We start from the raw sequence: 21,373 nt of genomic DNA, 5'->3' as shown, positions 1-21,373 counted from the left end.
CCATGCAAATCAGACCATTGAATTCTTCGCCACGCCTGCGCGATCAGCGCGGTGTCTCACTGCTCTTTGCCCTGCTGACCCTGGTCGCGCTCTTGCTTGCAACATTGGCGCTGGTGCGCTCGGTCGACACCAGTACCCTGCTACTCGGCAACATTGGTTTCAAGCAGGATGCTACCTCCGCCGCAGATCAGGCCGCGCGTCAGGCCATCGACTGGTTGACTGCCAACAGCGCCAGCCTGAACACCGATGCCGCGTCGAGCGGCTACTACGCAAGCACGCAGGAGCTTGCTGCCGACGGGGTCACGGCGAAACCTCCGATCGATGTGACCGGCCGGCAACTCTCCGCCAGCAACAACCGCCAGTTGATTGACTGGGATGGCAACACCTGCCAGTCCGCCACCACAGGCACATACAACGGTTGCACCGTAACGACTGCGAATGCCGGCACCATCAACAACAACAGCGCCCGCTTCGTCATCTTCAGGCTGTGCTCCAAAGCGGGCAACTACCTTACCGATGCAAGCATCCGTTGCGCCAAGCCGATTTCAAGCAGTGGCGCCAGCGTGACCAAGAAGGGCGAGATGAACTACGCCGAACAGCCTTTTGCCGCTGGCGCCTCCGGACCGTACTACCGCATCGTGGTGCGGGTGCTGGGTGCGCGCAATACAGCCAGCTTCACCGAAACCATCGTGCATTTCTGATGAGGGAGCGCCGACCTGGCGCCAGACAGAGAACCCAACACCATGAAAACTAGATCCACTCCTGTCCTCGACCGGAAGCCTCGCAGGCAGGCCATCTGCTGCACAGTGATGGCCTGTGCGTTGCTGCTGGGGGCGTTCGCCCCCATCGTCGATGCAGCATCCACGGACCTGTCGAACCAGCCGCTTGCGACACTGCCAGCGGTTCAAGCCAAGCCGAACCTGATGTTCGTTCTGGACGATTCGGGGAGCATGGACAACGACTACATGCCGGACCAAATGTCCAGCGGCAAGTATGGATACCGCTCTGCGCAATGCAATGGCGTGGCATACGACCCCACGATGACTTACTCGCCACCGCTCAATGCGGATGGAACATCCTTTCCCAATGCGGTTTTCACAGCCGCGCGCAGCGATGGCTACGACGCGTCGAGCTCAACGACCAATCTCAACAACCGGTTCTATTACACCTACAGCGGCACTCAACCGAAGATGGGATGGGCTTACACCAGCAGCGGAGCCATCCGGAACACCTTCTATAACGAATGCATGACGTCGACCAACTCGTCGACCAACCTTTTTCACTCGGTGACGGTCACGAGCAATTCCGCCGAAGCTCAAAACTATGCCAACTGGTATTCGTACTACCGCAAGCGCTACCTGCTGATGCGCACCGCCATGGGCCGGGCGATCTCGGCACTTGATTCGAGCTACCGCGTTGGCTTCAGCACGATCAGCGATGGAACTGCGGTGGATGGCGACAACTACTTTCGCGACGTCAAGGATTTCGACAGCGCGCAAAAAACCAACTTCTACAGCAGCCTCTACAGCGCCTCGCCGAACGGCTGGACACCATTGCGCTCAGCCCTGTCCAAGGCCGGGCGCTATTTTGCAAACAAGGCTCCCGACCAAAGCTACGACCCCGTCCAGTACTCCTGCCAGCGCAACTATGCGCTCCTCTCGACGGACGGCTACTGGAACATGTCCAAAGGCCTGAAGCTCGACGGTGTCACCGAGATCGGGCAGCAAGACGGCACCGAGGCTCGTCCGATGCGGGACGACACCCAGGTCATCGTGACCACCGTCACGCCCTATACCGTGGCGCTGACAAGAGACTTCGTCTCTGTCCAGACGCAAACAAAAACCTGGACACGTACCTCCACCACCGTTTCTTCGACGCAAAAGCCCAACAATCCGAACAGGGGGCAATACGCCGTCACCACCCGCACGAATCAGGCCTACACAGAGACACAAACCAGAACGCGCACGACGCGTCAGTCCGCAACTTCGTCTTATTCCGAGACGGTAGTGACTACCGATGGTGTCGAGACGTCAAGAACCACCAGCACACCCGTCACTTCCGCCTGGGTCAACACCCCGGACCCCACTGTCGAATCGATCACAGACAATGGCCCTCCTACCGCCAGCAGCAGTTTCACGAGCGGAACCCTAAGCTCAACAACCTACCAGACTACCAAGGGCGACGACGTACCGGTTTATTCGACCCCGGTCGCAGGCGCTTGGAGTGGATGGTCCGCTCCGCCGGCCACGTCCACTACGACACCGGTCGCCCAATCGCCCGTCCCCGGCACGCCAACCCAAACGCCTTCCACCTCGGGAGGCACCGGCAATACGCTGGCCGACGTTGCTCAGTACTACTTCGCGACAGACCTGCGCACCAGTGCACTCGGCAACTGCACTTCGAGTAGTTCCGGCAGCAGCCAGGATGTTTGCAGCAATATTGTTCGGACGCTGGACAGCGACAAGGCCACTTGGCAGCACATGAACTCATTCACGATCGGTCTTGGCGTGAGTGGAACCTTGCCTTATGACAAGAACTACCTGACGCAGACCGCTGGTTCCTATGTAGACCTGATCAGCGGCAGATTGAACTGGCCCGTGCCCGAAGGTGCGGACCTGAATGATGGCCAAGGCGGCAACGCCACCAACGTCGACGACCTGTGGCATGCTGCCGTCAACGGCCGTGGCCAGTATTACTCGGCGCTCAATGCCAGCGCGCTGAGCGAAGCCATCAACGGCGTCGTCACGTCAGTGCAGCAGGTCTCGGGATCGGGCGCCACGGCGTCGACCAGTTCGCTCCAACTGGTGGCTGGCGACAACAACCTGGTCTTCCGGGCGAGCTACACCACACAATTGTGGACCGGTGATCTGCAGGCCTTTGCAATCAATGGCACGACGGGCGTCATTGCGAATACCGCCACTTGGTCGGCTCAGGCAAAACTCGATGCGCTGGCTGCTTCGGATCGCAAGATCTATTTCAGCAACGGTTCAGCTCTCCAAAGCTTCGAGTACGCCAACCTGAGCACCGCACAGAAAGCCTACTTCAGCAATCTGTGCAGCCAGAGTCTCGTCTCTGCGCAATGCTCGGTGCTCTCTGACAGCAACAAGACGCTGGCCAACAACGGCACCAACCTCGTCAACTACCTGCGGGGCGTACGCACCTACGAAACGGCCAGTGTCGACAGCTCCAACAACAATGTCGCTGCGCTCTATCGCAAGCGCGACCATGTGCTGGGCGACATCATCAACGGCGCCCCGGTCTTCGTCGGAAAGCCTCCCTTCAGCTACGCCGACGCTGGCTATGCCGATTTCGTCACGGCAAAGGCGACGCGCACCCCCGTGGTGTACGTCGCCTCGAACGATGGCATGCTGCATGCCTTCTCGGCTGCCTCCGGCAGTGCAGGCGGTACCGAACTCTGGGCTTATGTTCCGGGCATGGTCATGCCAAATCTCTACAAGATGGCCGACACGAGCTATGGATCGAAGCATCAATACTCGGTAGACGGAGCCCCGGTCATGGGCGACATTAAGGTTGGAACCACTTGGAAGACCATTGTTGTCGGCGGCCTCAACAGCGGCGGCCGCGGCTACTACGCACTCGACATCACCGATCCCAACGATCCCAAGGCGCTTTGGGAGTTCACCGATGCCAACCTGGGCCTCAGCTTCGGCAACCCCGTGATTGCCAAACGCAGTGACGGCACCTGGATCGTTGCTTTTTCCTCCGGCTACAACAACACCGACGGGGACGGCAAGGGCCACCTCTACGTTCTGAACGCGAATACCGGCGCCCTGCTGCTGGACATTGCCACCAGCGATGGCAGCAGCGCCGACCCGAGCGGCCTCGCAAAGATCAACGCATGGATCGAAAGCTCCAGCGACAACACAGCCAAGCGTTTCTACGGCGGCGACCAGCAAGGCAACCTCTGGCGCTTCGACATCGACGGTCTCCTGCTACCCAACCGGGCTGCGATGCGACTCGCCAAGTTCCAGGTCAACGACACGACGCCGCAGCCCATCACCACAAAGCCGGAAACCGTGGAGATCTCAGGCAAGCCCGTGGTCGTGGTTGCAACAGGCCGGTATCTCGGCTCATCCGACATCGCGGATTCGACGCAGCAAAGCATCTATGCGGTGAAAGACACGCTGACCGCCACCGGATGGAGCGACGTGCGTGCCGACACTGATAACTTCGTCAGGCAGACATTCACGTTGAATGGCCCTGCCGCAACCGCGACCTCAGCCTCGGTATCCAACACGTCGGTCAACTGGGCGACCAAGGGCGGATGGTGGATCGATCTGCCGCATTCGCGTGAACGCGTAAATACCAACCTGGGCCTGCAATACAGCACCTTGTCGGTTGCGACCGCCATCCCCAACGGCGACGCCTGCGCGTCGGGCGGCACGGCTTGGCGCTACTACCTCAATGTGGCCAATGGCGGCGTTGTCACGACCAACCCGGCCGGCGGGCTCTTCAGCACCGACGGGCTGATCATGGGCATGACCTGGGTGCAGGACAGCAACGGCAATGCCCGGATCATTTACCAGAAGAGCAATGGCGACAACGTGATCGAGACGCCACCGGTGGCGACATCGTCCGGCTCAGGCAGCGTGCATAGAACCTCGTGGCGCGAGTTGGTGGACTGATTCGACGAGATGAAAGAAAGTGGCCTTGGCCCGGCATGCGCCGGGCCGGACAAGGATGCGATACGTACTTTTTGTGAGCGCAGTGCTCTCCGTGGCACTTCATGTCGCCGCGCTTTCGGCGCGCATTTCGCCCGCCGCCCCGAAGTGGGCCGCGGGCGATGTGATCGGAAGTGCCGCCTCCTCCATGCAGGTACGAACGGTCCCCCTCCTTCTTCCCTCGACGTCGCCTTTGCCTGTCCGTGAGCCCCTACGTCCGACCGAAGCGCTTCATACGTCCGACCGTGCACCCGCCTCCACGGAGGAACCGTCGACGAACACGTCGCCTGCTGCGCCTGCGCCCTCAGCCGCGGTCGAAGACAACAGCGATAGCTTCGTGCCACGCAACCAGCTGTCGACACCGCCCGTTGCCAAGACGGCCATCGTGCTCGAACCTCCGCCTGGCGAAATAGCGGCCGGCCGCGTTGTTGGCATTCTTTCGCTCTTCATAGACGAACAAGGTCGCGTTCAGCGCGTCGATGCCGAAGAGTCGAGACTTCCCCCCGCATTCGAGCAGGCTGCACGCGAAGCCTTCATGGCTGCGGAATTTTCTCCTGGCGAAGTTGACGGCCGTGCCGTCAAGTCGCGTCAGCGGGTGGAAGTGATTTTCGAGTACCGTCCTGAGTCCTAGGAAGAACAACCACAACTCGCACGCCGCTCTTTCAACGCGCGGCGTGCAACGGCGGTAGTGGCAGCAGGCCAATCGCCGGCAGCACAAGAACTGCCATCCTAGTCCTCCGGGTTTCTTGCCTGACCTCTCACGGCAAGCCCCTATCAATATCCCCATCAATGGATGCTTTAGGCCCGAGCAGCCTTATGCTGATTCGAACAGGCACTCGACGCATCTTGGTCCGACCGTATCCCGAGCCCTAGTTCTTTGCAATCAAGGCGGCAATATCAACCGCTTTAAATTCAGGATAATTGGAATCACTAGAAATAGTTTCCCAATTTTTTAGAACTTGACGACACACGCGAGGCATTTGAGTTTTGCAAATTAGCGCTAACGATTGGCTCGCGGCTTCTGGCCGCCCATTGAGTGCAGCTGCTATGGCGTATTTCGTCAATATCGATGGCTGTCCAAACCTTTCAGACACCCTCTTCATCCAGAGTAATTTTTTCTCAGGCATTCCTCGCTCGGGAACTATTTTTGCCATCTCGGCATAGTCACGCAATTGAGTGAGAAATTTCGGACGAGAATAATCGAATTCCCTCTCTAACGAGATATTGGCAAGAGAAAATCGCAATCGTCGCCAGTCACTTTCGAACCGAAGATACTCAATTGAAATCACCGCAAAGGCGATCAATACGATGATTTTCGCACCAACAAACGCGAAATGAAACAGCATGGCAGATTTAGGACGACCTACAATAAGAAGCTCTCCTCGACTCAATGCGCCCATAAAAAAACATACGGGCAATAGGATGTATGCATAGGCAAGAGGATATTCGACCATCGCATGGCAAAAAATCATTCCTATCGCCAGCAAGATACTCCACGATAGAGGGTCACGGCAATTAATTATTTGCTCTTTGACCCAGGAGAAGAGCCAAATAGAAAAGAGCAACGCTACCGGCAATCCGGCCCAAAGCCCAATATCCAAAAAAATATTATGCGCTGAATCGAAAAGCGCATAAGTCGGGGGATATTCTAGCGCGACTGCTTGCTGGGCCACCGACACTTGGCCCCACCCATACCCAAACCATGGAGCTCGGGCAAGGGCATCAACCATGCTATACCAAAGGTTAAGGCGCACATCATTAGTTGTGCGCTCAAGCATTGACACCGGAACCTTCAAAAGCAGCACGCTATTAATTGAAGACCAAGTCAAACTTGCTAGCGCGAAGAAACCGGAAAAAAGCAACACGGCTTTAACTGGGAGTTGCAAGCGAGCCTGTCGCCTTAATCCAAAATACAATGTCAATGCGAAAATCAGTACCAGAATCGCCATTCGGGATTGCGTCATAACCAATCCGAATAGCAAAAATAAAGCCAATGCACAACCCGGAACCGCACTCACAATTTTGCTCTCAAACAGAAAGACGCCGCACGCCAGTCCAATTAGAAGGAGAGCCGCCAGTTGATTCGGCTGCGCCAGATTTGCGCCAAATCTTATTCCATCCAATGGGGGAGAGACAAATTCGACATCTAGCCTAAACCACTGTGCGAGTGAAATACCTACCGAAATGACAGCCGCAATTACCAAAGCAATCACTATCGGTTGCAGTTCGTGGAGAGGATTTTCGAGCGTAGATTCGTTCATCAAGTTCGCTGCAGAAATCATTGTCAGGGCGGCGCCTAATATATATAGCCATGAGACCCAGCCATCGCCCCAAAACACGACCTCTCCAGCCATTGCTTGTAGCAATGGGACAAAGGAAAGTAGAACAAGAAAAAGTGCGGCCTTTGGAAGGCTGATTTGCCTCCACGCAGTGCCAAAGATTAATACGGAGAAGCCCACTCCGACCGCAACATCGTGTCTAAAAGCAGGCCATGGAAAAAAATGATCTGGAATCAAAAGACCGAGCGCCAGCATAAAACCCAAGAAATACATCGTGCGCTCTTTTGATTTTGTAAAACCTAAAAAAAAACGCTCCCTCGGGAGCGTTTTAGAGTTCTAGACAGAATTAACCGCGGCAGGAACCTGGCAGGTATTTAGGAGGAATTGTGGTACCGTCCGCGGAAGCACCACACCTCCAAGCGAAGATCGTCTTACCGGCGTCACTGGTGGTCAGTGCAGTAGCTGCGGCGCTAAGCGGACGGAGAGTAAGGACATCGGCAGAACCAGCGGTCAACTGCGTAATTCCCTGCGATGTCACGGTAACCATGCCATCAGCAGCAACTGCGATGCTTTTCACGTATTTGGAAACAGTTGCTCCGGAAGCGGCCCCTCCATCGCAAGGAAACATTGCGGCCGTAAGAGTCGTTGCGGAGGTCGACTGGACAGCTTCCGTAACGGTGGTGCGGCAAGAAGATGCTGCCAACACGATTTCCGAGACCTTTGCACGAACCGTGTAGTCCTGATAAGCCGGAAGAGCCACAGCAGCCAAAATACCAATGATCGCCACAACGATCATCAATTCGATAAGGGTGAAACCCTTTTGCACATTGCGTGCGATAGAACGACGGTTCATTCAAAACTCCAGGTTGGTTTGTAGAGCCCGGGAACCAAGCCCGGAGCGCAGCAACTTCCGCAGCATCTGTGCCACGCCATCCTGAGGTCCTGCTACGGCGAAACCGAGTACTTTGTACCGACTAAAGTTACACCGAGTGACAAAAACAGCGCTTAGATGCTACGAGTCGTGACAAATTTGTCAGCAAACCCAGCGCGTCCGACTCAAAACGTCAGCACCCCATCCGCCTTCAGCCATCGGATATCCCGCTGCGCCAACCCCGCCACCTGATGCCCGGCCAGGTCCTCGATCTGCCACATGATCTCTTCGGTTTCCGCCGGCTTGGTGTGGGTGATGTAGATCGGAAACTTCTTGGCCGGATCGATGTGCGCCAGCTCGTCGGCCAGCGCGCGGGGCGACAGGTGCAGGCTGCGTTCCGCCAGGGCCTGCTCGCGGTTGCTGAATGCCGTTTCTATGACGAGCATGGCCACGTCCAGGGCGTTGAGGCGGTCCCAGAAGGGGGTGTTGCGCTCGGTGTCCCCGGTGAAGACCCAGTTGGCGCCGCCCTCGGCGCGGCTCACGGCAAAGCCGCAGGCGGGCACGGTGTGCACGGCCGGCAGCACCTCGATGCGCTTGGGGGCGGCGGTGCCCAGTTGCAGCACCTGGCCCACCGCAATGTCGTGAAAGCTCACGAAGGGCGCCTCGGGGCTGGGAATGCTTTCGAAGTCGGGCCAGATGACGTTGTTGAACACGTGGGCGCGCAGCGCCTCGATGGTGGCGCGCAGGGCGTGCACGCGCAGCGGGCGGGTGCGGCGGCCGGCCACGGCGTCGAGCATGAGGGGCAGCGCGGCGATGTGGTCGAGGTGGCTGTGGGTGAGCACCACGTCGTCGATGCCTGCCATTTCTTCGAGGGTGAGGTCGCCCACGCCGGTGCCCGCATCGACGAGCAGGTCGGTGTCGATCAGGAACGAAGTGGTCCGGCAGTCCTTGGCAATGGCGCCCGAGCAACCCAGCACGCGAACCTGCATTGTGAGAGCCCCTCTGCTTGTGTCTTCTGCTGCCGTCATTTGGTTTCGAACCGGGTTGCGCCGTCCCATTCGGGGTCCTGGGGCCGCAACGCCATGGAGGCTAATCGTTGTGCGTAGAGCTGGTAAAGGACTTTTTTGGCATCCGCGGCCAAGAGCGGATCCAGCAAGTTCCGGCCCACGGCCCAGTCCTGGCGGCGGTAGGCGGCAAGCACTTCGGCCCAGCGCTGCAGCTGGGCGGATTGCTGCAGTGCGGCAGGCGTGGGCGCCCCGGGTTGCTCGGTGGCGGCGCCCAGCGGCGTGAACACGGCCACGGCCTGGGCGCGGCCCTTGACGAGCACGCTGTCGAGCTCCTGCCAGACGAAGCCGGGCGCGAGTTCGCGGGTGGCGCCGCTGGCGACGATCTCCACGCCGTAGTGCACGCTCAGGCCTTCGAGGCGGGAGGCGAGGTTGACCGCATCGCCCACCACGGTGTAGCTGCGCCGCGCGGCCGAGCCCATGTCGCCCACGCTCATGACGCCGCTGTTGAGGCCGATGCCCACGCTGATCTCGGGGCGGCCGGTGGTGCGGTGGATGTTGTTGATGTCGCGCACGGCCTCGGCCATGTCGAGCGCGGCGCGCACGGCCAGGGTGGCGTGGTCGGGGGTGTCGATGGGGGCGCCCCAGAAGGCCATGACGCAGTCGCCCATGTATTTGTCGACGGTGCCGCGGTGGGTGCTGATGACGTGGGTGAGCCGGTTGAACACGTTGTTCAGGAAGGCCTGCAGCTCGGCCGGGGCCATTTGCTCGGACAGGCGGGTGAAGTTGCGCATGTCGCAGAACATGACGGTCATGGTCTTGCTCTCGGCGCGCATGCTGTAGCGGCCGGGCGTTGCGAGCATTTCGTTGACGAGCTGCGGCGGCACGTAGGTGCCGAAGAGCCGCACCAGGCCCCGGCGGGCGCGCGATTCGACGAAGTAGCCCCAGCCCATGTTGAAGGCAAAGGCGAGCGCGGCCATGGCCAGCGCGGAAGCGAGCGGCAGCACGAGGCTGTGGTGCTGGTAGAGCCAGGCGTTGACGCCGACCAGGGCCGCGACGGTGGCAATGGCAAGCACCACCGCGCGCGGGGCCGGCAGCAGCGACAGGCCCAGCGCCAGCACCAGGCCCGCGGCCAGCACGCTGAGCACTTCGTAGCCGGGGGCGTAGTCGGGCACGGCGAGCAGGCGGTGGTCGAGCATGGCCGAGACGATGTTGGCATGCACTTCGACGCCGGGAAAGGCAGCGCCGACGGGGGTGGCGCGCAGGTCTTGCAGGCCCGGGGCGGTGGCGCCGACGAGCACGATGCGGTCCTTCAGCTCGCCGGGGGCGAGCCGGCCTTCGAGCACGTCGCCCGCGGACACGTAGCGAAACGACCCGCCCTGCGCGCCGCCGGGGCCGCGGAAGGGCACCTGCATGGAAGCGGCTTCGTTGACGGGTATGCGCAGGCCGCCGACCAGCAATGACTGGAGCGGGGGCGCGGCGCCGCCCGATGCAAAGGCCGGCCGCACGGGCGGCGTGTCGCTGGCGAGCCGGTAGACGGCGAGCCCCAGCGACTCGTAGTAGCCGGGCAGGGCACGGTCGCCTTCATAGCGGGCAATGAGCGGCACGGCGCGGATGACGCCGTCGCCGTTGGACATGACCAGGGTGTTGAGAAAGCCCGCCGCCGGCGCGGCAGCGGCCAGCAGGGGCAGGCTGGCGCCAAAGCCGTTCCAGGCCGTGGCATAGCCGCGGCCCGGCGGAAAGGCCCCGGCCTGCAGCACGGGGGCCGGCGGCAGCTGGCCCTTGGCGCCGGGCCTTTCGGTGCGCGTGAAGTAGTAGCCGAGCGCCACGCGCTGGCCTTGCATGGCGGCGGCAAAGATGGCGTCATTGTCGAGCGTGGGCGCGAGCCGGTCGATTTCCTCAGACAGGCCCGGCATGTCGCGCAGCGGGCCGCGTGCGATCTGGCGCAGCTTGTCGAGGCCGGCGCTCCGGTCGGGCTCGACGAACATCACGTCGAAGCCCAGCGCCGCCGCCTGCTGCCGCCCGGTGAGTTCCCGGGTGAGCCGGGCCAGCCTGTCGCGCGACCAGGGCCATTGGCCCTGCCGGGTGAGGCTGGCGTCGTCGACGTCGACGATCACGATGCGCGGATCGAGCGTGCCCGGCATGGTGGCGCGCAGTCGCGTGTCGTAGATCAGGTGGTCGAGCCGGTCGATGGCATCCAGGCGCCAGAGGCCGGTGGCATGCGCCAGCGCGAGCAGGACCGGCAGCAGGGTGATGGCAATGCGCAGTCCATGGCGCCTCATGGCAGTCACCAGCGCACCCTTGGCGCCGCCACTGCTGCGCCGCAAGAAAAATCAGACCCGCACGAACTGCATGCGCGTGGCGCCGCCGAGCTCGAGCACGTCGCCTTCCTGCAGCCCGACGGGCTCGGCGCCGAGCGGCGCGTCGTTGAGCGTGACGCCGCCCATGATGGTGGAAGCCAGGTAGCTCTGCCGGCGGCGCGTGACGACCGCCACCGCAACGCCGGGCTTGCCGATGGTGGTGACCACCTTCTGCAGCGGCACTTCCTGCCCCTGGTCGGTGCCCGAGAGAACGCGCAGCACGGGTATGCCGAGTTCGAGCAGCGCGCCGGCTTCGGTGGGCGCAGCCGACAGTGGAACGGAGGCCGCGTAGTCGCCACGCGCAGCGCGGGTGGAACCGGTATCGGAAGCCGCGCTGCTGCGGGCGCGGAAGTGCAGGCGGCAGCCGCCGATTTCGATGACGTCGTTGTCCTTGAGCTTCTGCTGCTTCTGGACGACGATCGCATTGACGTAGGTGCCGTTGGTGCTGTTGAGATCTTCAATTTCGACTTCGCCACCGCGCATGTGCAGCACGGCATGCTCGCCGCTGACCGCGAGATTGTCGAGCACGATGTCGTTGTAGGCGCGCCGCCCCAGCGTGGTCCGGTCCTTGGCAAGCGCCATTTGCCCGATGACAGTGCCATCGATCGAAATGATCATCTTCGGCATTGCCGACTCCCTGAATGCATGTTTTTATTCAGGCGCACTGCCAACGCGCGCCCTGGCCAGGACAACTGAAATATTGTCCCGGCCGCCATTGTCGTTGGCAACGGCCACCAGAAGTGAGGCTTTCTGCTGAAGCTCGACATCGTGATTCAAAAGCGTGAAAAGCTGCGCATCCGGGACCATCTCGCTGAGCCCGTCGGAGCAGAGCATATAGAGATCGTCGGGCCTTGCGGTGTGCTCGTGCATCTCGAGCACCACCTGCGGCTCCACGCCCATGGCGCGCGTCACCAGGTTGCGGTGCGGGGAGATCAGCGCTTCCTCGGCCGTGATGGCGCCGGCGTCGAGCTGCTGCTGGCGCAGCGAGTGGTCGCGCGTGAGCTGCTCGAGCTTGTTGTTGCGCAGGCGGTAGCAGCGCGAATCGCCGATGTGGCCGACCAGCACGCGCTGGGGCCGGAACGCGGCCAGCACCAGGGTGGTTCCCATCCCGTGGAGTTCTGCATTGGCCAGGCCGGCTTCGAGGATGGCGGAGTTGGCCTCGTCGGTGGCCGCCTGCAGGGCCCGCCGGACCACGCGCGCGGGCGCCTGCAGGCCGGCCTGCGCGAACCAGCGCGCGAAGCTGGCGCGTACCAGCGACACGGCCATGGCGCTGGCCACTTCGCCGCCCTTGTAGCCGCCCATGCCGTCGGCCAGCACGGCCAGGCCGAGCGCGGGGTCGATGTGAAGGGCGTCTTCGTTGTGGGCCCGTGCGCGGCCCACGTCGGTCAGCCCCGCAAAGTCCCAGGAGAGCTGGGGCCGGGTGGAGAAAAGCGACGCGCCGACACTTGCCATATGTTTTCAGAAGCGTGGACGCGCGACGGTTTCAGCGCCCCGCAGCGGCCTGCGCGCGCCGCTGAAGCAGGCGGCCCACGGCCACCACGAAGAAGGCGCCGGCGGCGGCTGCCGCATGGAGGAGCCACGGATTGGCGGCCAGCACCTCGCGCAGCGACACGTCGCTCGCTATTGTTTCGCCGCCGACCCAGCCGATCAGGGCGGCGCCCAGCATGACGACGATCGGAAAGCGTTCCATCAGCTTGATCATGAGCGTGCTGCCGAAGATCACCAGCGGAATGCTGATGGCCAGGCCAAGGACCAGCAGCACCATGTTGCCCTGCGCGGCGGCCGCCACGGCAATCACGTTGTCCAGGCTCATGACCAGGTCCGCCAGCAGGATGGTGCGCACGGCCGCCATCATGCTGCCGTATTCCTTGGCTTCGCCATCACCCTCGTCTTCTTCGCTCAGCAGCTGCAGGCCGATCCACAGCAGCAGCAGGCCGCCGACGATCTGCAGGTAGGGCAGCGCCAGCAGCCTGGCCGCCACCACCGTGAGCACGATGCGCAGCACCACCGCCGCGCCCGAGCCGAACAGCACTGCCTTTTTCTGCTGCGCTGGCGGCAGCGAACGGGCCGCCATGGCAATCACCACGGCGTTGTCGCCCGAAAGAATGATGTTGATCCAGACAATCTTGATCAGACCGATCCAGAAATCGGCGCCTTGAAGGAGTTCCATGTCTCTTGTTCCACTGTGTTGTAGTGAAAAAAGCGCCCGCAATCCAGATTGCGGGCGCTTTTTCTTTTTGCGTGGTGCGCGGAGAACTGCCGGGGCTTGTTAGAGCTGGGCCTTGAGCAGCTTCGCAAGTTCCGAGAAGTTGCGCGTCACGGTGAAGCCGCATTCTTCCATGATGGCGAGCTTGGCGTCGGCCGTGTCGGCACCGCCCGAGATCAGCGCGCCGGCGTGGCCCATGCGCTTGCCGGGAGGGGCGGTGACACCGGCGATGAAGCCGACCACCGGCTTCTTCATGTGTTCCTTGCACCAGCGGGCCGCGTCGGCTTCGTCGGGGCCGCCGATTTCGCCGATCATGATGACGGCGTCGGTGTCCGGATCGTCGTTGAAGGCCTTCATCACGTCGATGTGCTTGAGGCCGTTGATCGGGTCGCCGCCAATGCCCACGGCCGACGATTGGCCGAGGCCGATTTCGGTCAGCTGCGCCACGGCTTCATACGTGAGCGTGCCCGAGCGCGAGACCACGCCGATGCGGCCCTTGCGGTGGATGTGGCCGGGCATGATGCCGATCTTGATTTCGTCGGGCGTGATGAGGCCGGGGCAGTTGGGGCCCAGCAGCAGGGTCTTCTTGCCGCCGGCCGCTTCCTTGGCCTTCATCTTGTTGCGCACTTCGAGCATGTCGCGGACCGGTATGCCTTCGGTGATGCAGATCGCCAGGTCGAGGTCCGCCTCGACGGCTTCCCAGATGGCAGCGGCCGCGCCTGCCGGCGGCACGTAGATCACCGACACGGTGGCGCCGGTCTGCGAAGCGGCTTCCTTCACCGAGCCGAAGATCGGGATGTTGAAGATCGACTCGCCGGCCTTCTTGGGGTTCACGCCCGCCACGAAGCAGTTCTTGCCGTTCGCGTATTCCTGGCACTTCTCGGTGTGGAACTGGCCGGTCTTGCCCGTGATGCCTTGCGTGATGACTTTGGTGTCTTTGTTGATGTAGATCGACATGACTTGTTCCTTAGGCCTTCTTGACTGCTGCCACGACCTTCTGGGCCGCTTCCGCCATGGTGTCGGCACTGATGATCGGCAGGCCCGAATCGGCCAGCAGCTTCTTGCCTTCGACTTCGTTGGTGCCCTTCATGCGCACGACCAGCGGCACTTGCAGGTTCACGGCCTTGCAGGCTGCGATCACGCCGGTGGCGATGGTGTCGCACTTCATGATGCCGCCGAAGATGTTCACGAGGATGGCTTCCACGTTCTTGTTCTTCAGCATGATCTTGAAGGCTTCGGTGACCTTCTCGGGGGTGGCGCCGCCGCCCACGTCCAGGAAGTTGGCCGGCTCGCCGCCGAACAGCTTGATGGTGTCCATGGTGGCCATGGCCAGGCCGGCACCGTTCACCAGGCAGCCGATGTTGCCGTCGAGGCTGATGTAGGCGAGGTCGAACTTGGAGGCTTCGACTTCGGCCGCGTCTTCTTCGTCGAGGTCGCGCAGGGCCACGATTTCGGGGTGGCGGAACAGCGCGTTGCTGTCGAAGTTGAACTTGGCGTCCAGCGCCATGACCTTGCCCTTGCTGTCACGGTTGAGCGGGTTGATCTCGACCAGCGAGGCGTCCGTCTCCATGTAGCAGGTGTAGAGCTTCTTGAGGATGTCGACCGTCTGCGCGGTGGAGTCGGCCGGCATGCCGATGCCGTCGGCGATCTGCTTGGCCTGTTCGTCGGTCAGGCCCTTTTCGGGGTCTGCGAACACGGTGATGATCTTTTCGGGCGAGGAGTGGGCCACTTCCTCGATGTCCATGCCGCCTTCGCTCGAGGCGATGAACGCGACCTTCTGCGTGGCGCGGTCGGTCACGGCCGAGACGTAGTATTCCTTGTTGATGTCGGCGCCGTCTTCGATGTAGAGGCGGCGCACCTTCTGGCCTTCGGGGCCGGTCTGGTGCGTCTTGAGCTGCATGCCGAGGATTTCGCCGGCGAGCTTCTTGACGTCCTCGATGGACTTGGCGACCTTGACGCCGCCGCCCTTGCCGCGGCCACCCGCGTGGATCTGGGCCTTGACGACCCACACCGGGCCTCCAAGTTTCTGGGCGGCCTCGACCGCCTCCTGGACCGTATAGGCCGGGATGCCGCGCGGCACCGGCACGCCGAACTTGGCAAGGATTTCCTTGCCTTGGTACTCGTGAATCTTCATGAGGGATGTCTCTCGGAAGGAGGAGGTTGAGAACGGGAGATCTGGGGTCTGAGGCGTCTTTGGCTCTGTTGCTCGCGGGCGACGGCAGCCTGACGGCTGGGGGCGGCGAACAACCGCGGACTGTATCATGGTGCGGCGCACCAATACTCGACGTGACCTTGCGGTCAATACGTACTTTCTTCTAGCTCCCCTACGCATACTCCGATATGGCCAAGGTTTTCATCGACGGCGAAGCCGGCACCACCGGCTTGCAGATCCGCGAGCGGCTCCAGACGATGCCGCAGATCGAACTCGTGAGCATTGCGCCCGAGCTGCGAAAAGACGTGGCCGCCAAGCGCGAGCTGATGGCCGGCGTCGACCTCGTGGTGCTGTGCCTGCACGACGATGCGGCGCGCGAATCGGTCGCGCTGATCGACCAGTTGCCCGGCAGGAAGCCCAAGATCATCGACGCCTCCACCGCGCACCGCGTGGCGCCGGGCTGGGTGTTCGGCTTCCCTGAACTGGTGCAAGGCCATTGGCAGGCCGTGGCGGCGGCCGACCGCGTCGGCAACCCGGGCTGCTATGCCACGGGCGCCATCGCCATGGTGCGGCCGCTGGTCGATGCCGGCCTGCTGCCGGCCGACTTTCCGATTTCGCTGCCCTCGGTGAGCGGCTATTCGGGCGGCGGGCGGGCCATGATCGAAGACTACGAAAACGGCAAGGCGCCGCTTTTCGAGACCTACGCGCTCGGCCTCAAGCACAAGCACATCCCGGAGATCATGAAGTACACGGGCCTGACCCGCCGACCGGTCTTCATTCCTTCGGTGGGCAACTTCAAGCAGGGCATGCTGGTGCAGCTGCCGCTGCACCTCGACCTGCTGCCCGGCAAGCCGAAGGCCGGCGACCTGCAAGAGGCGCTGGCCGCGCACTACGCAAAGAGCAACACGCCCGAACAGTTCGTGAAGGTGCTGCCGCCGACCGATGACGGCAAGCTCGACGCGCTGGCGCTCAACGACACCAACAATCTCGAGATCCGCGTGTTCCCGAACGAGGACCACCGCCACGCCGTGGTGATTGCGCGCCTCGACAACCTCGGCAAGGGCGCCAGCGGCGCCGCGGTCCAGAACCTGAAGCTGATGCTGGCGCTCTGAGCCCGGCTCCGGCAGGCCGGCGCCGCGGGGCCGGCCGTCAGTCTTCGTCGAAATCGCTGCGCAGCACCTTGGCCACTACCGCGCCCGAAAAGCCGCGCGCCAGCAGGAAGCGCGTTTGCCTGGCGCGCTCCTTCGCATCGGCGGGCGGTGCGTCGAAGCGGCGGCGCCACAGGGCCGTGGCGCGCTCCACTTCGGTGTCCTGAAGGCTGGCCACGGCTTGTGCAATGGCCTCGGGCGCAATGCCCTTGGCCTGCAGTTCCTGCCGCACCCGCAGCGCACCCGACCGGGCGGCGCGCTGGTTCAGCACCGAAGCCACCACGCGCGGCTCGCTGATGAAGTCCTTGGCGGCCAGTTCGTCGAGCGCGCGGGCCAGCTCGCCGGGTGCTTCTTCGTGCTTTGCCAGCTTGCGCTCCAGTTCCGCGCGCGAATGCTCGCGCTGGCTCAGGAGCCGCAGCGCGCGGCCTTTGAGGGAGGGGGCGCCGAAAGCCATGCGCCGCTTCCGTGCGTGCTCGCCTGCTTACTCGCCCTTGTCGGCTTTGTCGGCCTTGGCCGCCTTCGCGGGCTTCTCGGCCTTTTCGGCGGCGGGAGCGCTGGCATCGGCCGCCAGCAGCGGAATGCCCAGCGATTCGCGCACCTTGTTCTCGATCTCGCGCGACAGCTCGGGGTTCTCGCGCAGGAACTCGCGGGCGTTGTCGCGGCCCTGGCCGATCTTTTCGCCGTTGTAGGCGTACCAGGCGCCCGACTTGTCGAGGATCTTGGCAGTCACGCCCATGTCGATGATCTCGCCCTCGCGGCTGATGCCTTCGCCGAACAGGATGTCGAACTCGGCCGTCTTGAACGGAGGCGAGACCTTGTTCTTCACCACCTTGACCTTGGTTTCATTGCCGATGGCCTCGTCGCCCTTCTTGATGGTGCCGATGCGGCGGATGTCCAGGCGCACCGAGGCGTAGAACTTCAGCGCGTTGCCGCCGGTGGTGGTTTCGGGCGAGCCGAACATCACGCCGATCTTCATGCGGATCTGGTTGATGAAGATGACCATGCAGTTGGTCTTCTTGATGGTGGCGGTGAGCTTGCGCAGCGCCTGGCTCATCAGGCGGGCCTGCAGGCCGGGCAGCGAGTCGCCCATTTCGCCTTCGATTTCGGCCTTGGGCGTGAGCGCGGCGACCGAGTCGACCACGATCAGGTCGACGGCGCCCGAGCGCACCAGCGAATCGACGATTTCAAGGGCCTGCTCGCCGGTGTCGGGCTGGCTGATGAGCAGGTCGGACAGGTTCACGCCGAGCTTCTGGGCGTACTGCACGTCGAGCGCGTGCTCGGCATCGACGAAGGCGCAGGTGCCGGCCTGCTTCTGCATCTCGGCGATGACCTGCAGCGTGAGCGTGGTCTTGCCCGAAGATTCCGGGCCGTAGATTTCGATGACGCGGCCGCGCGGCAGGCCGCCGACGCCCAGCGCGATGTCCAGGCCCAGCGAGCCGGTGGAGACCACCTGGACGTCTTCAAGCGCCTCACCCTCGCCGAGCCGCATGATCGTGCCCTTGCCGAACTGCTTTTCGATCTGGGCCAGGGCGGCCTGCAGTGCCTTGGCCTTTTCGCTGCCTGCGACCGAGATGCTGGTGCCTTTGACGAGTGCGTCCATGTGGAAATCTCCTTGAAAATCAACGGTTTGTGTGTGGTTGCGGTCCATCTGCTTTTAATTACAGGCTGGATGCTTGAACAGTAGTGTAGGGGCTCGTTGGTTTGAGTAAACCCATTTTTTGGTCAGTTTGCTTTACTATCTAGCCGATGGCCGAACAAGCTTTTCCGTCCGACCCGGACGCCTGGCGGCAAACCCACCTGGGCCGCCTGCTGGGCCATGCGATGCGCCGCTTCGACGAGCGCGTGCTCGAACTCATGGCGCACGACGTCGACGTGCCGCTGGCGCTGTCGAACCTCGCCGCGCGCGCGCAGGTGAGCGCCGCGCACATCCACATCACGCGGCACCTGGCGCGCGAAGGCTCGCGCCTCACCGAGCTGGCGGAGCGCGCCGGCATGACCAAGCAGGCGATGGGCGCGCTGGTGGACCAGTGCGAGGCCTGGGGCTTGGTGACGCGCGGGCCCGATCCGCTCGACGCACGGGCGCGGCGCGTGCTCTTCACCACCGACGGGCTCGCGTGGCTCGACGCCTTCCGCAGCGCGGTGACGCAGGCCGAGCGCGAGTTCCGCGCCAGCGTGGGCAACGACATTGCCACCGTGGTAACCATCGGACTGGAAGCCTACACGGGGGGCTAGACTCGGCGAAGAGACATATGTGAACGCGGCGCCGGCGCGGCGCCCGAACCGGCCGGAGGTGGCTCATGCGGATTCTGATTGCCGAAGACGACCAGGTGCTGGCCGATGCCCTGCTGCGCAGCCTGCGCACCTCGGGCGCGGCGGTCGACCACGTGGCGAACGGATCGCAGGCCGACACCGCGCTCATGACGCACAGCGAGTTCGACCTGCTGATCCTCGACCTGGGGCTGCCCAACCTGCACGGCATCGAGATCCTGAAGCGGCTGCGCGCGCGCGGCTCGCAGCTGCCGGTGCTGGTGCTCACCGCGGCCGACAGCGTGGAGGAACGCGTCAAGGGCCTGGACCACGGCGCCGACGACTACATGGCCAAGCCCTTCAGCCTGCAGGAGCTCGAGGCGCGCGTGCGGGCGCTCACGCGGCGCGGCATGGGCGCCACCAGCAACACGATCCGCCACGGCCCGCTGGTGTACGACCAGGCCGGCCGCGTGGCCACCATCGACGGCAAGATGGTCGAGCTCTCGGCGCGCGAGCTGGGCCTGCTGGAGGTGCTGCTGCAGCGCGCCGGCCGCCTGGTCAGCAAGGACCAGCTGGTGGAGCGCCTGTGCGAATGGGGCGAGGAGGTGAGCCTCAACGCGATCGAGGTCTACATCCACCGCCTGCGCAAGAAGATCGAGAAGGGGCCGGTGCGCATTGCCACGGTCCGCGGCCTGGGCTACTGCCTCGAGAAGATTCCTTGACGCGCCGCCACACGTAGTGCCCGAAGACCCCCGGGGGCGACTCCCTTGAAACTCTTTCAGCGCGCGCAGCGCTCCCTGTTCGGCGAGATCCTCGACTGGATGCTCACGCCGCTCCTGCTGCTGGTGCCGGTGAGCATCGGCGTGACCTGGCTGGTGGCGCAGGGCATTGCCAATGCACCGTTCGACCGCGCGCTCGAATACAACGTGCAGACGCTGGCGCGGCTGGTCACGGTGCAGCAGGGGCAGACGCAGTTCGTGCTGCCGCAGCCGGCGCGCGAGATCCTGCGGGCCGACGGCGCCGACCGCGTCTACTACCAGGTGCTCGACAGCCACGGCGCGCTGCTCAGCGGCGAGCCCGACGTGCCGCACCCCAGCACCGACGAGCCCCCGGTTCCCGGCGTGGTCCAGCTGCGCAACGGCGAGATGCGCGGCAAGTCGGTCCGCGTGGCCTCGCTCTGGCTCGCGGGCCCCGACAGCGACGCGGAGCCGGCGCTGCTGCAGGTGGCCGAGACGCGCGAGAAGCAGTCGGTGCTGGCCACCGAGATCATCAAGGGCGTGCTGCTGCCGCAGTTCGCGATCCTCCCGCTGGCCGTGCTGCTGATCTGGCTGGCGCTGGTGCGCGGCATCAAGCCGCTGTCGGTGGTGGAGGCGCGCATCCGCGAGCGCCGCCCGGGCGACCTGAGCCCGCTGGACGAATCGTCGGTGCCGCTCGAAGTGGTGCCGCTGGTCTCGTCGGTCAACGAGCTGCTCGACAAGCTCAATGACTCGATCCACACGCAGAAGCGCTTCCTGGCCGATGCAGCGCACCAGCTCAAGACCCCGCTCGCGGGCCTGCGCATGCAGGCCGACCTGGCGCAGCGCGAAGGCGCCAATGCCGACGAGCTCAAGCAGTCGCTCAAGCAGATCGGCCGCGCCAGCGTGCGCGCCACCCACACGGTGAACCAGCTGCTCTCGCTCGCGCGCGCCGAAAGCACCGGCGCCGGCACCGGCCGCCAGCCCTGCGACCTGGCGCGGCTCACCATCGAGGTGGTGCGCGAAGCGGTGCCGCGCGCGATCGAGAAGCGCATCGACCTGGGCTACGACGGCGCCGAGGCGGGCGCGCCCGGCGTGGTGATCGAAGGCAACCAGACGCTGCTCAAGGAGCTTGTGCGCAACCTGCTCGACAACGCGATCAACTACACGCCCTCGACCGCCGAGCGGCCCGGCGTGATCACCGCGCGCGTGCTGGCCGACCCCTTCGGCCACGTGGTGCTGCTGCAGGTGGAGGACAACGGTCCGGGCATTGCGGAGGCCGACCGCGAACTGGTATTCGAGCCGTTCTACCGCGTGCTCGGCAACGAGGCCGACGGCTCGGGGCTGGGCCTGCCGATCGTGCGCGAGATCGCCAACCAGCACCATGCGCAGGTGAAGCTGGAGGACGCGCATCCGGGCCGGCAGCCGCCGGGGGCGCGTTTCACGGTGCGCTTCGAAGGCGAAGAAGCCGCGGCCTGAGACGCGGCGGCGGGTTCGTCAGGGCGCGCCCTTGGCGTCCTTGCGGATCTGGAGCCACTCGGGATGCACCTGGCGCGCGAGGCGCTGCGGTTCGCGCTCGTTGAAGCCCGCGGGCGCCAGGCCGAAGCCGGCCAGGTCGCCGCGCGACCACAGCCAGTAGCCCAGGTTGGCGGCAAGCAGGGCGATCAGCAGCAGGCGCAGCTTCATGGTG

Annotated in this window: 19 protein-coding genes; 7 read left to right on the top strand and 12 right to left on the bottom strand. The window is 63.6% G+C overall.

Annotation, left to right across the window (positions count from 1 at the left end; translation table 11 throughout):
* Positions 1-2: 2 nt before the first annotated feature.
* Genes IB278_RS19515 through IB278_RS34295 form a run of 3 tightly spaced genes read left to right on the top strand, consistent with a single transcriptional unit; the run spans position 3 to position 5,313 of the window.
* Positions 3-701, top strand: coding sequence for a pilus assembly protein PilX (locus IB278_RS19515; RefSeq protein WP_192324889.1), 699 nt, complete (start codon positions 3-5; stop codon positions 699-701).
* 42 nt (positions 702-743) lie between these two features.
* Entirely contained in the window at positions 744-4,646 is a 3,903-nt protein-coding gene (locus IB278_RS19510; protein ID WP_192324887.1) for a PilC/PilY family type IV pilus protein, read from the top strand.
* Between the two features lie 55 nt (positions 4,647-4,701).
* Complete coding sequence (locus IB278_RS34295; RefSeq protein ID WP_412556330.1) at positions 4,702-5,313, top strand: energy transducer TonB; 612 nt, start codon at positions 4,702-4,704, stop codon at positions 5,311-5,313.
* Between the two features lie 238 nt (positions 5,314-5,551).
* On the opposite strand, the gene IB278_RS19500 is transcribed toward IB278_RS34295, so the two are convergent.
* From IB278_RS19500 to sucC, 9 genes are all read right to left on the bottom strand, one after another.
* Entirely contained in the window at positions 5,552-7,234 is a 1,683-nt protein-coding gene (locus IB278_RS19500) for a PglL family O-oligosaccharyltransferase (protein WP_192324883.1), read from the bottom strand.
* 73 nt (positions 7,235-7,307) lie between these two features.
* Positions 7,308-7,814, bottom strand: a complete 507-nt coding sequence (locus IB278_RS19495) for a pilin (protein WP_192324881.1) — start codon at positions 7,812-7,814, stop codon at positions 7,308-7,310.
* Positions 7,815-8,017: 203 nt separating this feature from the next.
* Positions 8,018-8,821 (bottom strand): 3',5'-cyclic-nucleotide phosphodiesterase, encoded by an 804-nt coding sequence (locus IB278_RS19490; protein ID WP_192324880.1) that lies wholly within the window; start codon positions 8,819-8,821, stop codon positions 8,018-8,020.
* A gap of 35 nt (positions 8,822-8,856) precedes the next feature.
* Positions 8,857-11,127, bottom strand: coding sequence for a CHASE2 domain-containing protein (locus IB278_RS19485; RefSeq protein ID WP_192324878.1), 2,271 nt, complete (start codon positions 11,125-11,127; stop codon positions 8,857-8,859).
* Between the two features lie 42 nt (positions 11,128-11,169).
* Positions 11,170-11,823, bottom strand: a complete 654-nt coding sequence (locus IB278_RS19480; RefSeq protein WP_145739097.1) for an FHA domain-containing protein — start codon at positions 11,821-11,823, stop codon at positions 11,170-11,172.
* Positions 11,824-11,847: 24 nt separating this feature from the next.
* Positions 11,848-12,648, bottom strand: a complete 801-nt coding sequence (locus IB278_RS19475) for a Stp1/IreP family PP2C-type Ser/Thr phosphatase (RefSeq protein WP_192324876.1) — start codon at positions 12,646-12,648, stop codon at positions 11,848-11,850.
* 31 nt (positions 12,649-12,679) lie between these two features.
* Complete coding sequence (locus tag IB278_RS19470) at positions 12,680-13,366, bottom strand: TerC family protein (RefSeq protein WP_145739094.1); 687 nt, start codon at positions 13,364-13,366, stop codon at positions 12,680-12,682.
* 99 nt (positions 13,367-13,465) lie between these two features.
* Positions 13,466-14,359: a succinate--CoA ligase subunit alpha gene (gene sucD / locus IB278_RS19465; protein ID WP_015867930.1), complete on the bottom strand. Its 894-nt coding sequence runs from the start codon at positions 14,357-14,359 to the stop codon at positions 13,466-13,468.
* A gap of 10 nt (positions 14,360-14,369) precedes the next feature.
* Positions 14,370-15,536, bottom strand: coding sequence for an ADP-forming succinate--CoA ligase subunit beta (sucC, locus tag IB278_RS19460; protein WP_007828709.1), 1,167 nt, complete (start codon positions 15,534-15,536; stop codon positions 14,370-14,372).
* Between the two features lie 206 nt (positions 15,537-15,742).
* Here sucC and argC point away from each other — a divergent pair, with 206 nt between their 5' ends.
* The gene (gene argC, locus IB278_RS19455; protein ID WP_145739092.1) at positions 15,743-16,666 is read left to right on the top strand and encodes an N-acetyl-gamma-glutamyl-phosphate reductase; all 924 of its coding nucleotides are present in this window, start codon (positions 15,743-15,745) and stop codon (positions 16,664-16,666) included.
* A gap of 37 nt (positions 16,667-16,703) precedes the next feature.
* Here the strand turns inward: argC and recX are convergent, their stop codons facing one another.
* Both recX and recA read right to left on the bottom strand, forming a co-directional pair.
* Positions 16,704-17,156, bottom strand: a complete 453-nt coding sequence (recX, locus tag IB278_RS19450) for a recombination regulator RecX (RefSeq protein WP_047787445.1) — start codon at positions 17,154-17,156, stop codon at positions 16,704-16,706.
* Positions 17,157-17,183: 27 nt separating this feature from the next.
* Entirely contained in the window at positions 17,184-18,302 is a 1,119-nt protein-coding gene (gene recA / locus IB278_RS19445) for a recombinase RecA (protein WP_145739089.1), read from the bottom strand.
* Positions 18,303-18,448: 146 nt separating this feature from the next.
* On the opposite strand from recA, the gene IB278_RS19440 reads away from it, so the two are divergent.
* From IB278_RS19440 to IB278_RS19430, 3 genes are all read left to right on the top strand, one after another.
* Positions 18,449-18,934 carry a MarR family winged helix-turn-helix transcriptional regulator gene (locus tag IB278_RS19440; RefSeq protein WP_145739088.1) on the top strand — a complete coding sequence of 162 codons (486 nt, stop codon included), beginning with the start codon at positions 18,449-18,451 and terminating at the stop codon, positions 18,932-18,934.
* 65 nt (positions 18,935-18,999) lie between these two features.
* Positions 19,000-19,671: a response regulator transcription factor gene (locus tag IB278_RS19435; RefSeq protein ID WP_015867936.1), complete on the top strand. Its 672-nt coding sequence runs from the start codon at positions 19,000-19,002 to the stop codon at positions 19,669-19,671.
* 45 nt (positions 19,672-19,716) lie between these two features.
* Positions 19,717-21,162 (top strand): sensor histidine kinase, encoded by a 1,446-nt coding sequence (locus IB278_RS19430; protein ID WP_145739086.1) that lies wholly within the window; start codon positions 19,717-19,719, stop codon positions 21,160-21,162.
* Between the two features lie 18 nt (positions 21,163-21,180).
* Here IB278_RS19430 and IB278_RS19425 read toward each other — a convergent pair whose 3' ends face one another.
* Complete coding sequence (locus IB278_RS19425) at positions 21,181-21,369, bottom strand: sporulation protein (protein ID WP_145739084.1); 189 nt, start codon at positions 21,367-21,369, stop codon at positions 21,181-21,183.
* Positions 21,370-21,373 lie beyond the last annotated feature (4 nt).

The sequence above is a fragment of the Variovorax sp. VRV01 genome, assembly GCF_014852545.1.
Classification (GTDB): domain Bacteria; phylum Pseudomonadota; class Gammaproteobacteria; order Burkholderiales; family Burkholderiaceae_C; genus Variovorax; species Variovorax beijingensis_A.
Note: the sequence above shows the minus strand (reverse complement) of the source record. Positions and strands in the feature narration are given on the sequence as shown.

Bases quoted from the DNA above. Each gene is read 5' to 3' on its own strand.
- IB278_RS19515 (WP_192324889.1), top strand. From the start codon at position 3: ATGCAAATCAGACCATTGAATTCTTCGCCACGCCTGCGCGATCAGCGC.
- IB278_RS19510 (WP_192324887.1), top strand. From the start codon at position 744: ATGAAAACTAGATCCACTCCTGTCCTCGACCGGAAGCCTCGCAGGCAG.
- IB278_RS34295 (WP_412556330.1), top strand. From the start codon at position 4,702: ATGCGATACGTACTTTTTGTGAGCGCAGTGCTCTCCGTGGCACTTCAT.
- IB278_RS19500 (WP_192324883.1), bottom strand. From the start codon at position 7,234: ATGTATTTCTTGGGTTTTATGCTGGCGCTCGGTCTTTTGATTCCAGAT.
- IB278_RS19495 (WP_192324881.1), bottom strand. From the start codon at position 7,814: ATGAACCGTCGTTCTATCGCACGCAATGTGCAAAAGGGTTTCACCCTT.
- IB278_RS19490 (WP_192324880.1), bottom strand. From the start codon at position 8,821: ATGCAGGTTCGCGTGCTGGGTTGCTCGGGCGCCATTGCCAAGGACTGC.
- IB278_RS19480 (WP_145739097.1), bottom strand. From the start codon at position 11,823: ATGCCGAAGATGATCATTTCGATCGATGGCACTGTCATCGGGCAAATG.
- IB278_RS19475 (WP_192324876.1), bottom strand. From the start codon at position 12,648: ATGGCAAGTGTCGGCGCGTCGCTTTTCTCCACCCGGCCCCAGCTCTCC.
- IB278_RS19470 (WP_145739094.1), bottom strand. From the start codon at position 13,366: ATGGAACTCCTTCAAGGCGCCGATTTCTGGATCGGTCTGATCAAGATT.
- sucD (WP_015867930.1), bottom strand. From the start codon at position 14,359: ATGTCGATCTACATCAACAAAGACACCAAAGTCATCACGCAAGGCATC.
- sucC (WP_007828709.1), bottom strand. From the start codon at position 15,536: ATGAAGATTCACGAGTACCAAGGCAAGGAAATCCTTGCCAAGTTCGGC.
- argC (WP_145739092.1), top strand. From the start codon at position 15,743: ATGGCCAAGGTTTTCATCGACGGCGAAGCCGGCACCACCGGCTTGCAG.
- recX (WP_047787445.1), bottom strand. From the start codon at position 17,156: ATGGCTTTCGGCGCCCCCTCCCTCAAAGGCCGCGCGCTGCGGCTCCTG.
- recA (WP_145739089.1), bottom strand. From the start codon at position 18,302: ATGGACGCACTCGTCAAAGGCACCAGCATCTCGGTCGCAGGCAGCGAA.
- IB278_RS19440 (WP_145739088.1), top strand. From the start codon at position 18,449: ATGGCCGAACAAGCTTTTCCGTCCGACCCGGACGCCTGGCGGCAAACC.
- IB278_RS19435 (WP_015867936.1), top strand. From the start codon at position 19,000: ATGCGGATTCTGATTGCCGAAGACGACCAGGTGCTGGCCGATGCCCTG.
- IB278_RS19425 (WP_145739084.1), bottom strand. From the start codon at position 21,369: ATGAAGCTGCGCCTGCTGCTGATCGCCCTGCTTGCCGCCAACCTGGGC.